This window comes from Psychrobacter sp. TB67, from assembly GCF_000511065.1.
Lineage (GTDB): Bacteria > Pseudomonadota > Gammaproteobacteria > Pseudomonadales > Moraxellaceae > Psychrobacter > Psychrobacter okhotskensis.
This window is the reverse complement of record NZ_AYYA01000006.1, coordinates 82,758-97,193: the sequence shown is the minus strand read 5'-3', so window position 1 is coordinate 97,193 and position 14,436 is coordinate 82,758. Positions and strand designations below refer to the sequence as shown.

The window sequence follows — 14,436 nt, the reverse complement described above, 5'->3', positions numbered from 1 at the left end:
TATAACTCATAAAGTATCATCTTATTAGATAGAGCGTGAATATTTAATAGCTTTTGATATATTCACAGTAGCGGAGTATAGGTGGTTTTAGCGTGACAACGTGACAAGGCATACACTGTGTGGCGTACAGCTATTTTTATCCGCGACTTTTTAATACCTTTCACCGGTTACGATATGTTAAAAGGTAGGTAGCTAATAGCTTTCACGTTGTCACGTACGTAAATCCCAATATCTTCTCGACTACCTTATAAAAAATAAGATTTAAGAAGTTAACTACAAACTTTGCATGTTGAGGTCTTGGCTATATTTTTAGTAACTAAACTCTAGTTAGTTAGGCTCTCAAAAATACTAAAATGTATGTTTCTAACACACTGAAACTTGCAGAAATATCTATCCATTAAACTAACCTAACATTTAATTTGCGATGACCATTCAAGAATCTAATAATACTCCTTAATATAAGCATAAGCTCGATCGAATAGTTCTTGATCTTTGTGTAGCTTGTACTTCAAAAGTGCTTTACGTAAGGATTTTTGTACCTCACGCTCGCCAGCGCTAGTGGTTTGCCAGCCAGGAAAGCGCACAATTCTCACGATGGCATCAATATCAACAACAATGCGTTCGACCACCGCTGGTGTTTGATCTGTTTTCAGTTCTAGAAATAGTTCAGACAAAGCCGATGTAGGTGATTTCTCTTGGACCTCGATTTCTAGCTCTTTTTCTGCTTGAACGGTTTCTTTCGCAATTTTACAAAGCTCTTTTACAAAATCAATGGAAGCTACTAAACCTTTTTCAGCTTTATCTCGTAAAGCCTCAAGGCGTTCACTTAGAGACTTAAAAGTAGGCAAGTCGCCTGCACCCTTAAAGCGCTCAACTAAAGCTTTCTCTAGTTGCTTTACTTTTTTCGGACTAGGATTATTGAAGATATCTTCGATGATATTTGCATCCATGACAAATTCATCTAAGACATGCACACTACCCACATGCACGTTGTCATGGATCAATTTGGTAGTCTGTGCACCCAGTGTCAACCAAAGCAATTTACCGATACTGTCAGAGGCGGGCTTGACCGACTCATACACCTGAGCCAGCCATTTATAATCTTGGTTATAGTTATCTAACACTGAATCCGGTGATAACGACTCCCAAAGCTTAAATAGAAACTTAAAGTCCAACGCAAAAGCATCTTTCTTTTCATTATTGGCTATAGCGTTCTGTGCTGCTTCTAGGCCCTCAAAGCCTTCTAAGGTTCTATCTACGCTTTCAAAGTGAGACAAGGCATTGTGCATGGCTTGTGGGAGCTGTTCGCGCAGCTCTGATAGGTTAGTAATGATTTGCTGTGCACCTAGCTCATCAAACTCTAGCGCTTTTGCTGCATCATCAAACACACCAAAGTAATCAACAATGCAGCCAAAAGTCTTGCCTGGATATAGACGGTTGGTTCGGCAAATCGCTTGTAGCAAGGTATGGTCTTTCATGGACTTATCTAAGTACATGGTCTGACAAATAGGCGCGTCAAAACCTGTTAAAAGCTTTGCGGTAACGATAATAAATTTAAGCTCTGAGCTAGCGTCATTAAATTCATCAACAATTTTTTCTTGTTGGCTCTTGTCTATACCCCATTTTTTCTTAAACTCATAATCATCGTTAGCGGTAGTAGAAATAATCACTTTACTGGCCGCTTCAGGAAAGTGCTCATCCAGTGCCTCTTTATATAGAACGCAAGCATGACGATCTGGCGTTACTATCATTGCTTTAAAGCCGTGAGGCTCTACTTTTTCCATAAAGTGGATAGCAATGTCTTCAGCTATTCTAGTAATACGCTCAGGCGACTTTAAGAAGGCGGCCATTTTGGCTGACTTCTTATTCAAAGCATCAGCGTCTTCATCGCTTAACGCTTGGCTTTCTTTAAAGTCAGCAAAGGCTTTATCAAGTGATTCTTTATCAATATGCACATCAACCAAGCGTGGCTCAAAATGCAAGGGTAGGGTGGCTTCATCACGAATGGAGTCATGGAAGGTATAGCGACTCATATAGCCGCCTTGGTCTTCCTCGGCACCGAATGCCCAGAACGTATTCTTATCCGCTTTATTAACGGGCGTACCGGTTAAGCCAAATAGAAATGCATTAGGTAATGCAGCGCGCATCTGACGACCTAAATCCCCTTCCTGTGTACGGTGGGCCTCATCTACCAACACGATGATATTATCGCGGGTATTCATATTAGGTTTGGCATCACGGAACTTATGAATAGTAGAAACGATTATTTTGCGGGTGTCACGCTCAAGCATTTGCTGTAATTCTCTAATACTTTCGGTGCTTTCTACGTTAGCAATATCCGCAGCGTTAAAGATGCCGCTTATCTGCGTATCTAAGTCGGTTCTATCTACTAGGACAATAACCGTTGGGCTTTTTAGCTTTGCTTCACGGCGCAGTTTTTGTGCGGCAAACACCATCAGTAAGGACTTACCTGAGCCTTGAAAATGCCAGATTAAGCCTTTTTTGATTTTACCTTCAACGACACGCTCAACGATTTTATTCGCGCCTTCATACTGCTGAAAACGCGGTATTATTTTCATTCGCTGCTTTTTCTTATTACTGCTGAACAGTGAGAAGTTACGCATGATATCGAGCAGGCGTGCAGGGTTAAGTAGATCTTTTAACTCTTTAGCCACTCCACCTAAACCAAAGCTTCTAGCAATAGCATCGTCATCATTACTTAGACGCCAAGGTGCCCAAAATTCTAATGGACAGCGTACAGAGCCATAAAAGAACTCTTTGCCTTCAGTAGCAAAGGAAAGGATATTAGGTACAAATAACTGTGGCACAGCATTTTCATAAATATTGTGTATTTCATGCGCGCCGTCTAGCCAGCTAACAGAGGGGCGAATAGGGGTTTTAGCTTCGCCGACGACGACAGGAATACCGTTAATTATCATCACGATATCGGGTATTTTGGTCTCTCTATAATGAATACGAAACTGGTTGGTAATGACGTATTGGTTATTATCAAGGTTTTCAAAGTCGATTAGGCGAATAGACACATGGTGATTATTCTTACCAAAGGGCATGGTCTTTTCGCCCGTTAACCACTGGAAAAACTCTTCGTTGGCTTTGACTAAACCGACTTGGTTCACCGAAATTAGAATAGCGCGTAAAGCATGAATGACTTCATCAGCCAAAGCAGGATTCGCTTGGATATCAGGGTTTAAGCGCAATAGTGCCGCTTTTACTTGCGACTCAATCAACACCTCATTAACACTACGACCAAGCTGCTCGGCGGATTGGAATTGCCACTGGGCACTATACTGACTGCGAGGCTCATTAACCTGGTTGCTCTCATGAGAAGCATTTAAATTAAGGCCACTCATTTGATTGATGATGTAGTGCTCTACGCTGTTTAATTCATTAAAAGCCATTCTAGTAGTCCGTTACTTAGAAAAAATATGTTTTAACATCTCGATTAACACTTCTCTTCCAGATTTCAAAGAAACAATTATTGAATTTATTGTTTCATCAAAAGATAGCATTTCTCTTACAATTTCTTCTTGTATATAAATCGGTAGTACTGGAATTTCCAAGTTACCTATTCTAGTAGTGTTTAGATTAGGTTGATCGGCCCCTGCGGCGATGCGGTTTCTAAGGTGATCTGTAATCGAATCTAAAAAATAATAAAGGTATTCCTTTTGTAGACCTTCAAGTTCAAGAAATGCAGCTACGCCGTCATTAGCGCCTGCTTCGAAAGTTAATATCCTGGGTACTCCCAGTGAGTAGCCACTATTTGAAAGCAATACTGTATTAGGTGGTATTATTCGAGTTTGCTGAGCTCCCTTTTCAGTAAGGCATGATTTAACCTGGTCTTTAAGTAAAAACGGTGACGTATTCTTTGTGAGACTCCCAACAGTAACCCAAGGCAAAAAACTTCCATTAAAGAGCTCCGGACTTCCTGCAGGTCGGGGTGATGAGCCTCTTACAATTGAAGCGAAGTTTTTCAGTTTTTCAGAATGCCACTTATTTCTCACGCACTCGTCAGAGGATATTTTAGCTTGAAAATATGCTTTTCTTGCTACTAAAGCTTTACTAAGCAAGCTTTCAAGCATTTCTAAATTTGTGTTTTTTGACCATAAAAGATCACTAATTCGTTTTTGCTCTTCAATAGGTGGAAGTTTAACCTCAAAAGCTGCTAAATCCCGCCACTTGACACGTTTTGACATAGTGCCTTCTGCATTAGAGTTAGCATAGGTCCAAAGAGCAGGAGAATTTACTATAAATGCCAAAAATCCAGGTTCTATTAATTCATGGTTTTCACGTAAAACAAAAGCATCACCGGAACACACTCCATCAAAGTTTACTAAGGACGCTCGTTTTAAATAAGCATTTCTTCTCGCGAAAAGGATATCGCCTGCTTTAAAAGATTTTGCTGCTGAAGTTAAGTTTTCAGTTGATTCAAAGTTTTTAACATTCAAGTCACCCGAAATAAAGTTCTGGAGACCTACGAATTTTTTTAAATCAGATTCTGAAGGGTGATCAACCCTCTCTGAAATTTCCTCAGCAATTTCGCCAAGGCGAAAAGTATTCCATTTCATATTGTCGATTTTTAGGTTTATAACTTTATTAAGCATTTTCATTGCCTTTATCGAGAGCTTCAAACAGCTTACTAACGGATACTTTCAAATCACTAGCTTTATTTTCCCAATCAGACAAAGCCTGACCAAATCGTAATCCTACTGACTCTTTATCTTCCACGAAAAGCTGGACACTTAATCGGGTGTTTTTATCAGCTAAAATATCCTCGTTTTTAATAACCTTTGAAAAGCCAGAGAGAGTTTCATAGTTTAAATAAGCACTATGTATTTTCTTAATATGATGCTCATCTAAATAACTTATTGTTTTCTCCTTTCTCACCTCATCAACTGCTTGAATAAAAAGTACATTCCCTTTTCTATCTTGCGTCTTATTATTATTGGTTATTAATAAGCATGAAGTCATAGATGAGTTATAAAAAAGATTAGGACCTAAACTAATTACACATTCAACTACATCATCAGAAATCATTTCCTTACGTATTTTAGCTTCGAAATCTCGGAACAATACTCCATGTGGCCACAGAGTCACAGACCGACCGTTCTTTAAGTCCAAACTTTTTTGAATATGCTGCTGAAAAGCATAGTCTGCACAGCCTTGCGGCGGTGTGCCCCATAGATTCCTACCATAAGGATCATTCTCAAAAGATTTTCTGTCCCATGACTTAATCGAATAGGGCGGGTTCGCCAATATTACATTGAACTTTTTTAGCTCACCGTTCTCTATTAAGCCTGGGTTGGCCAAGGTATCGCCACGTACAATCTCAAACTCTTCTATGCCATGCATAAACATATTCATGCGGGCAATGGCTGAGGTGAGTAGGTTAATTTCTTGGCCATATAATTTGAGGGTACGATATTCTTTGCCTTCATCTTTTAAATGCAGAGCACAGTTAAGCAATAAACCACCGGAACCACAAGTTGGATCATAAACAGATTCGTCTGGCTGTGGGTCCATTATCATGGTCATCAGCTTTACTACCGTACGGTTGGTATAAAACTCAGCCGCCGTATGGCCACTATCATCAGCAAACTCTTTAATCAGATACTCATAAGCGTTACCTAGCTTATCGTCAGGTACATTGGCTAAATTAAGCGTGTGCTGCGAGTAATGCTCAATAAGGTTAGTAAGCATAGCGTCGGATAGGCGATCTTTATTAGTCCAGCTAGCATCACCAAAAATACCTTGTAAGGTGTCAGGATTGGCTTGTTCAATGGCACGCATAGCGCCTTGCAGTGCTTGACCGATATTAACCGTAGTTTCACGAACGTCTTGCCAGCGCGCACTTTCTGGAATTTGGAAATGGTGGTTTTCTGCAAAGGCGGCGTACTCCATATCGCCATCTGATTCAGCCAATGCTTTTTCAAACTCTTCATCGTAAACGTCAGAGATACGCTTAAAGAATAGTAAAGGAAAGATATACTGCTTGTAGTCGCCAGCATCAATGGTGCCGCGTAAGGTAGTGGCTGCGCCCCAGAGGTACTTTTCTAGTTCTTGTTGGGTCATCATACTGATGCTTCCTCTATCAAACTTGCTTGTTCTTCAACATCCCTAATAATTTCAGAGGCATTGATATCTCGACCTTCAGCTAAAATGTGTATTGCATTCGCTACATAAGCGGCTCTTTTAGCAATAAATTGAGCAAAGTCATTTTTGACCTTATCCGCTTTTTCTTCACCAGATAAACCAGTGTAGTCCCCACACTTTAATTCATCCAACGGTATTAGATGTGATTGCAGGCGTGCATTGACGATATCCTCGCTGGTCCAGTTATAACGTTCTTTCAGGTAACTGAGTGGATCTTTACTGCTGATATTTAAATTAGTTTTATCGGTAATTAGTGCACAGTTCAGTGCAAAGTAACTTTCCGTTCCCACTTCTTTTAATAAGGCATCAGGGAACACATGATGATAATGTCTGCGGCCATCAACAAGTTGTTGTCTAGTTAGTGACGAACCATCAGCAAAATCGTAAGCACCTAGTTTGCTAAACACAGCCATGATACCTCGACCGCGAATATTCTCGCGTTTTGGCCAGCCAATCCGCTTTAACTCATCATCAATTGCTAGTGGATATAAATCACGATTTAAAACTTGAACATCATTTTCAGTATAGAGGGAGCCATCTGCTTTAGTTACTGCTGTAATGATATTTCTAAGCATTATGAAGTCGTTAAATGCATGAGAGGCGGCAGCGTTTTCATAACGGTCTGTAAAGAAACTAGACCAAAGATACTTTTTAAGTAATATTTCAAAGTTTCCTCTAGAGTCTAAATTTTCAGGTATATCAACATATAATGCAGCAATCACAGCTAATACTGCATTGGTGGGTAACCTAGCACGGTCATAAATAGCCTGGCTTTCCATAAACGTTGCCATTTTAGACAGGCCTAGAGACATCCTATCCCAGTTATCGACCATATCTTCTTTGTTCATATCCCACATGCCACGCTGATTCGGTAGCTTCCCTTGTATTAATGCGGAGGTAGCGAGTATTAAAAATGGCAATTCAAAATAATGCTTAATTGTTGGGTATTTTTGGTCTAACTCATTTTGATAATCATCTAAAGAGACGCCTTTAACGCCTTCTATTTCTGCGCGAATAATATCGTACTGTGATAAAGGTTTGCTGTTGGTATTCATGTTAATAAATACTTGTAAAGCGGTTTCTTTGCTTGTTTGTGAAGGCAGTGCAAGATACGGAAGATTAAAGTGCGTAATGACTTCTCTAAAGTCCCTTATTTTGTTTTTTAGCTTCTCTTGTTTTCCCATCCATTGCTTTAATAGGGCTTTGTAATCTTCTTCATCAATACTTGGTTCTGAACTTGATAATGCAGAATCAATCCACTCTTCAATTTCATCAGAAATATCACCAGGTCTAAACAAGTTCATGGGTATTAGGCCACGTTTTAAGCACTCACTAGGCTCATCCACCCACAACGGCATTCTGTTACCATTTTTATTTATCCAACGACCTTTATACCAAACTTCCGACTCATCTGTTTTTTCGTTTTCGGGCACGCTTTCATCGTAAGCGTTTAGGTATAAAAAGTAATTAATATCCTCATAGTTATTGTGCAAAGCTCGCCACAGCGATGTTAAACGCTGCTGGCCATCTAGAAGGTGCTCAGTAACACGCCCTTGGGTTTCCGGAGCAGTAACTAAATATCTTGATACAAACTGCTCTTTATCGACATCAAGCAATAATGTTACGCCTAGCGGTAGATTTTTGGTAACCGTATCTAGCAGGCTGCAAACTCTGTTTTTATCCCAAGCTTGGTGTCTTTGAAAACGAGGTAGTTTTATTTCACCACTTTGAATTTTTTGAAACCAGACAGAGACCTGTCTGTCTTTTGCTGAGCTAGATGGCATCTTCATTATAAAAATTCCTTTAATATCGCTTTAAACTTTTCTTCCGCTTCAAGGCTGGCTTGCCATGCTTCTTTTAAATCAGCCATAGCTTCTTCAACAGTGGGCAGGTTGTCTTCTATGATTTTCTCTACGTAGAGTGGGATATTTAGATTGAAATCGTTTTCTTTTAAGTCTTCAAAACTGGCTACCTTAGCGTAGTTCTCGACATCTTGGTAATCGCTATACCATTGATATATTTGCTGAACGTGTTCTGGTTCTAGGTGGTTTTGTGCACGGCCCACACGTATTTGTTCAGAGGCATCAATAAATAGAACGTTTCCTTTTTTATCGGCATCTTTGTTTTGTTTGAAGACCATGACACATGCGGCTAACTGTGTGCCGTAGAATACATTAGGACCTAAACCTATGACGGCTTCTAAAATACCCTGCTCTAGTAATGCTTGACGGATTTTACCTTCAGCACCTTTACGAAATAGGGCACCATGAGGCAATACCACGGTCATACGACCTGTACTGTTCATGGATTTAACCATATGCTGTACCCAAGCCATGTCGCCATTACCTTTAGGTGGCACGCCAGCAATATTGCGTCCATAGGGATCATTAGCCCAATTATCCGCGCCCCAATCTTTGAGTGAGAACGGCGGATTAGCTATGACACAATCAAAGGTTTTTAAACCATCGGCTTGGAAAAAGGCAGGCTCGCGTAAGGTATCACCACGCAGGATTTCAAAATCTTCTATGCCGTGTAAAAACATATTCATACGTGCAATAGCACTGGATGTCAGATTTCTTTCTTGGCCATAGAGTTTAAGCGTACGAAAGTCTTCGCCGTTATGTTTCAGGTTATCGACACACTCTAATAGCATACCTCCGGTCCCACATGCAGGGTCATAGACAGATTCACCTTCGTGCGGATCAAGAATAAGTCCTAGCAAATGCACTACTGATCGCGGCGTGTAAAACTCACCTGCTTTTTTATTGGTTAGGTCAGCAAAGTGCTTGATTAGATATTCGTAGGCGTTACCTAACATATCTGGATTAGCATTTTCATGGCCTAAACGATACTGTGAGAAATGCTCAATCAGATCAATCAATAGCTTATCTGGCAGCTTATTCTTATTACTCCACTGAGCATCACCAAAGATACCGTATAAAAAGCCTTGGTTAGCTTGCTCAATGCCGCGTAGCGCCTGTTCAATGGCTTGGCCTACATTAGTGGTCGTTTCGCGCACATCATTCCAGTGACAGCCTTGTGGTATTTCAAATCGGTGCATTTCTGGCATAGATGCGTATTCGATATCACCGTCAGACTCTTCTAGTGCCTGTTTGTATTCTTCGTCATAAACGTCGGAGATACGCTTGAAAAATAAGAGGGGGAAAATATACACCTTGAAATCTGAAGCATCGACGGGACCTTTTAGGATCCAAGCAGCTTTTGAAAGGTATTGCTCTAACTGGGACAGTGATAAGACTTCACTCATTAATAGATTCTCTCAATAAAGCAGGTATGGATAAAATGTAGTGGTCTGGTGGTTATATCGTACCCAGAGTTTTATCAAACCCCAATAGCACACATACCACCTGAGTATTTCGTAAAACCTTAAAAGCGCTGCTAAGTCAAATCAGAAATGACTTAGCAGCGCTTTTTTGTGCTCGGTTATGCTAAACACACCGTTCTTTGTTCTACTAAAGCTAATAATAGCACACCCCAAAAAATGATGATATTAACACCTAAGCAGTAGAGTTCGCCTAATCTGTATGTACTGATAGAAGTCAGTATATTTTATATAAAATACATTCATAGTCCTTACAAAATAACCCGCTTAACAATTAATCACCATTATATTGAGACAAACAATTGAATTTAGAATAGTACATAACCTAGAAAATAAATCACTAGGCAGTCTACTATACTTGTCTTAATGATAATAAATAGTAAGCGAATGAATATGACAGCGGCTTTAATTGATGAATACGCTCCTTACACTAGAGCGATAGCTCACGCCTGCGCTATCACCTTTAAAGGCAATGCTAGAAACAACCTCCAACAAGACGCATTTTTCTTTTTAGACCATTGGTATCAAGAGGATTTAGGGGTGATGGCAGTGACATCAGTACAAGCGCCATTTTGTCTTGCTGTATCAGACGGCGTTGCCAGCTCTAACCAGTCACAGCACTGCTCAAAGGCAGTGGTCAAAGCAATTAAAGCGCTATGGGATGACAAACAAGCAAACGTCCAAAACATGACCTCAGATCGTATGTATCAACAACTGAGTCAAACAAAGCATGCAAAAAAACGCTATGGCGCTGCAGCAACCCTCGCCATGATTGTCGGCACATTAAAGGATGACAATTCAATCAATATAAACATCAGGCATGTTGGTGATAGCCGCGTATATAAGCTAGGTAAATATGAGAATGAATGGCAGTGCTTAACTCGTGATCATAATCTATTGAATGAGCTGGTAGATGAGCAAGCGAAAGATGAAGATCGCCAAGTAGAGTTTACGGAGTACAATCGCACAGGTATGGCTGGAAGCTTGTATAGTATTACTGAGTGCTTTGCATTGGCAGTGAATAGCGATGACCCAAGCAGCGAGCCACCTAACAGTACAAAACAGACCTTCACGTGCAATCGGGCGATAGTCTCGTTGTCTGTACTGACGGTATTCATGACTTAGTGCCAAGTAATGAATGGGCGCTTATCGATAATCAAACGGATTTACAAGAGTGGCTACAGACGCTTAGACAGCAAGTTTATGACTCTGATGGCAATGCTTATGATAACGGTACAGCCATTGTGGTACGGTTTGAATAATTGTCTTATGACAGTTCATTTCTAAGATGAAAATTTGATAGATTCAATAACCTATAGAGTAGCTCATATGTCTACATACCCAATAGCAACCTACAACAAATCAACCCGTCTGTTTGCGCTCTATCAGCGTTTGCCACGTAGTAAAGACAAGGCAATATCGCTCACAGAGCTAATGAACGTTTATGGTGATAACCCTGATCATTACACAAACGAGCGCAAAAACTTAGAGAACGACCTAACAAGTCTCAATCAAATATTTACCGATATTTTCCATAGCGATGCTTTAATCAGGTTGCCAGCTTGGAGTCAGAATATCAGCGGCAAGACCGCACGGTTTTATATTGAGCCAAGTTTTAGTATCGATATCATCAATGAGCAAACGGTATTCTTTTGGCAAATGCTTGCTAACTATACCGCCAACTACTTACCAGCACCCTTTAAGCAAAGTATTAGCGATAAGTTGAACCAGTTAGATCGCCAAGACAAGTACAGCTTCAATCAAAGTAGTCTGGGGCAGTGGAAAGACCATCTCATTATTCTGCCTAGTATCGTACAAGCACCAAAGCTTGATAGTGACGTGCTGGCTAGCATTCATCACGCGTTGTTGCAAAACAAGCAGCTTCAAATTAGCTATCAAAATAAATGGCGTAACAATCCTGCCGTCAGAGTAATCTATCCTAAAGGGCTCGTTTTTATTGACAATATGATGTACCTCACTGGGTTTGATCCAACGGACGATCATATCGATGATAATGTCTTATTAAAGGCGCACCGTAATTTTGCGGTTAATCGTATTGAAGCAGCTGAAGTAACAGAGCAGTCGGTACCGGACTGGGTAGAGCGCAATGCTTTAACTCTTGAGAATCTACGTAAGCTAGGAAAGTTGGAATTGAATAATTGTTTAGAAATCGGACTGGTTCTAAAGGTGCAAAAATATGCCTGCCAGCATTTATATGAGCGGCCGTTATCATCTACTCAAACGATTACGGTTATCAATGACACTTGGAATGAAGTGCACGCAACGGTTGCGAATACTCAGCGTCTGCAAGATTGGCTAGTAAGTATGTCGCAGTTGGCAGTAGTGGTTGAACCGCTAGAGCTAAAAAAAGCTATTCTTAAGCGTTTAGAAAGCGGGATGGAATTATATACAAAATAGTTGATCAAGCATTTTGCCAAAAGTACTAAAAAACAGATATATTTTTCTAATGTAATCAAGGAGTCAGAATGACCACAGCTAACTTATTCAAATTTGTTACCTCTGAGCTATCACAAGACGCTCTGATATGATAGCTTCTGTCATGGGCAGACCAAGACTAACAAACAGTAATTGATACACACAAAGCACGAAATAAGATAGTAACCAGTGTATTGGCGTTGTTCTTCACTAGAGAGAGTAAATCATCACCAAGTAGCATTGATAAAATAGTGGTAAAACGTCAATTAAGTGATATTAATGTTCTTTGCATTTATTATTGCCTGTTTTATCATCAGTGATGACTGGGATGAGCAGGCGCTACTTGAGCTGAAAGAGAAAGCAGAGGTTGATGTTTTATTAGGTTTACAAACAGATGACCACGACCATGAAAGCTTAGATATTATAGAGGCGGTTATTAAGTTTCAGCTAGATGAAGTAAGTGATGTCGTTGAACTGCTTAATGTAAATTCTTCAAGCACTATTATCGGTATAGATGTAACAGATGTTAAAAGACTATTTAAGTGTGTGAATGCATTCAAGTTAATTCAAGTAGGCGAGATAGATGACTCTGAAACAAATATGATGATGTCAAAGACAGGTAAGCCAATTTATCAACTGATTGAAGATCGAAATACTAACGGTTTGATTGTTGGAATGGTAAAGAGTCAAAGTCTGTCATTGGGGGATGTAGCTTATATATCAGATGCTATTGAGACTCTACTAAATAATTAGAATGCATTTATATACCACTGTTCAAGTATTGCTGATGAGCCTGATTCTTTCCGTTTAAGAGTAATTTATGCTCAGAGTTAGGTAAAGGTTTAGATATAAGCGTTATGAGCTATGCTGAAAAACACCATAAAGGTAAATAAACTTGTTAAACTAATAATTCGATAAGGATTTTAGCAGTTAATCTGTATCTAGAAGTGTTCTGATTTTCCGGATGGATTATCAGTGCTAAACAATTGGATTAAATAAAATAAAAGAACCGAAACCTGTATCAAACAGATTTCAGTCTCTCGTATATGCTCTAAAATCTATAGTAAATGTGATAGATAACGTGAAAAGGCATCCTCAAAGTCTCTAACATCGTAACCTTTACCTCGCGCTTCGTTACCGCGTAGGTCACGCGTCCTCATATCTTTAGATGAAATTTTGAATCCACTCAATCGTTTAGCTATTTGCCGTAGGGTGATAGGTTTACCATGATTTAAAGTCGACCAGATCATCTCTGGGTCTCTACATAATCCTGCCAGCAAATTCTTACTCAAAAGTCTGTCTGTCCCATGTAGATTAAAAACGGTTTGAATATCAGCTAATAGCTGCTCATTTAAACTTGGTTCTTCACTTTCTAAACCCGATATTTCAATACAAGCTTTATAAGCCTGCTCTAGCCAGTCATCACCAAGTACTAGTGCAATTTTTAGAAGTATTTCCCAGTTATCTTGTGCACGATCATTGATATGAGGAGGTAACACTGGCTTTGCTGCTTTTACCGCTAACATATTATCATCAGACCATCTTGCAAGCTGAGACTGGATAGTTTTAGTGACGTCTATAGGTAATTCACGAAGCCGTTTTTTTGACTCATTTTTCATTTTACGACGCAGAGTTAGAGATATTGATCGATCTATTAATGTGCCAGGGATTTTGCCAATACCTGAGATTGCTTTAGCACCATATGCATTAAACGCTACTGGCTTATTATCATCTCCAACACAGCGTAAAACCTTAGAATGCTCAAGACTGTGCCCTGCATTTAGTATGCCCCGCATTTCTTTATCATCATTAATGAAAGTATCAACTTCATCAATAAATAACGTTGGTGTATAAGCTTCAATGCAACGATACAAAGCTGATTTTGTGATATTAGATGTTGACAGCGACTTTTTGCTCAAAAGGCTCATTAATGTTAATAGCGTACTTTTACCGCAGCGTTTTTCTGGAGCATTGATCCAAGCTATCGGCAACACATCACTTGCTGGTACGAGCCATGTCATTAATATCCATAACGTAGCAGAAACTTTAACTGCATCAGTGCAAGCGATGTGATCCTCTAGTATCTGATATATTAGACTAACTATTAAAGCAATATCTAATACTGGTTCTGAGCTTGGCTTAGTATCAACGACTAAACTTTGAGTGTTTTCATCTAGCTCATTTTTTACATTCTTGACCAATTTATCAAATGCGTTTAATGTTACATTTAAAAACTTAGCAGTATCAATTCGTGCTAGCTGATAATCTAGCTCTGGTAATTTAGCTATATTGTTAATAATAGCTTTTGCTTCCTCTGAGCTAATTTTCGGCACATTTTGTGATAAAATATCTAATGATGGCTGGTCAATGTCATCTTTAGTACTCTTCGAAGGCTGAGCATCTGGCAGGATGCTCAGCTTTTTTATTGGGTCAACTGATTGCTCATCAATTGCCTCAGGAGGTGTAACCTTGTTGTTTTTACTCAT

Annotated in this window: 10 protein-coding genes; 4 read left to right on the top strand and 6 right to left on the bottom strand. The window is 39.6% G+C overall.

Annotated features, from left to right (window positions below; genetic code table 11):
* Positions 1 to 440 precede the first annotated feature (440 nt).
* The 5 genes from W293_RS0101140 to W293_RS0101120 are packed head-to-tail and all read right to left on the bottom strand — an operon-like array spanning position 441 to position 9,439.
* On the bottom strand, positions 441 to 3,419 hold the full coding sequence (locus W293_RS0101140; protein WP_025650703.1) for a type I restriction endonuclease subunit R: 2,979 nt from the start codon (positions 3,417 to 3,419) through the stop codon (positions 441 to 443).
* A gap of 12 nt (positions 3,420 to 3,431) precedes the next feature.
* Entirely contained in the window at positions 3,432 to 4,622 is a 1,191-nt protein-coding gene (locus W293_RS16655) for a restriction endonuclease subunit S (protein ID WP_025650702.1), read from the bottom strand.
* The gene (locus W293_RS0101130; RefSeq protein WP_101212834.1) at positions 4,615 to 6,093 is read right to left on the bottom strand and encodes a type I restriction-modification system subunit M; all 1,479 of its coding nucleotides are present in this window, start codon (positions 6,091 to 6,093) and stop codon (positions 4,615 to 4,617) included. The genes W293_RS16655 and W293_RS0101130 overlap by 8 nt, the downstream gene beginning before the upstream one ends.
* On the bottom strand, positions 6,090 to 7,961 hold the full coding sequence (locus tag W293_RS0101125) for a DUF262 domain-containing protein (protein WP_037024872.1): 1,872 nt from the start codon (positions 7,959 to 7,961) through the stop codon (positions 6,090 to 6,092). Before W293_RS0101125 ends, W293_RS0101130 begins: the two co-directional genes overlap by 4 nt.
* Positions 7,961 to 9,439 carry a type I restriction-modification system subunit M gene (locus W293_RS0101120; RefSeq protein ID WP_025650699.1) on the bottom strand — a complete coding sequence of 493 codons (1,479 nt, stop codon included), beginning with the start codon at positions 9,437 to 9,439 and terminating at the stop codon, positions 7,961 to 7,963. Before W293_RS0101120 ends, W293_RS0101125 begins: the two co-directional genes overlap by 1 nt.
* Before the next feature lie 468 nt (positions 9,440 to 9,907).
* Between W293_RS0101120 and W293_RS0101115 the strand changes: the two genes are divergently transcribed.
* The 4 genes from W293_RS0101115 to W293_RS0101100 all read left to right on the top strand — a co-directional run bounded on the left by W293_RS0101115 (position 9,908) and on the right by W293_RS0101100 (position 12,703).
* Positions 9,908 to 10,639 (top strand): protein phosphatase 2C domain-containing protein, encoded by a 732-nt coding sequence (locus W293_RS0101115; protein ID WP_025650698.1) that lies wholly within the window; start codon positions 9,908 to 9,910, stop codon positions 10,637 to 10,639.
* A complete protein-coding gene (locus tag W293_RS17395) occupies positions 10,588 to 10,776 on the top strand; it encodes a hypothetical protein (protein WP_227502337.1) in 189 nt (62 codons plus the stop codon). Before W293_RS0101115 ends, W293_RS17395 begins: the two co-directional genes overlap by 52 nt.
* Before the next feature lie 67 nt (positions 10,777 to 10,843).
* On the top strand, positions 10,844 to 11,932 hold the full coding sequence (locus W293_RS0101105; RefSeq protein WP_025650697.1) for a helix-turn-helix transcriptional regulator: 1,089 nt from the start codon (positions 10,844 to 10,846) through the stop codon (positions 11,930 to 11,932).
* A 297-nt stretch (positions 11,933 to 12,229) separates the two neighbouring features.
* Positions 12,230 to 12,703: a hypothetical protein gene (locus tag W293_RS0101100; protein ID WP_025650696.1), complete on the top strand. Its 474-nt coding sequence runs from the start codon at positions 12,230 to 12,232 to the stop codon at positions 12,701 to 12,703.
* A gap of 305 nt (positions 12,704 to 13,008) precedes the next feature.
* Here the strand turns inward: W293_RS0101100 and W293_RS0101095 are convergent, their stop codons facing one another.
* A complete protein-coding gene (locus tag W293_RS0101095; protein ID WP_025650695.1) occupies positions 13,009 to 14,436 on the bottom strand; it encodes a DUF3631 domain-containing protein in 1,428 nt (475 codons plus the stop codon).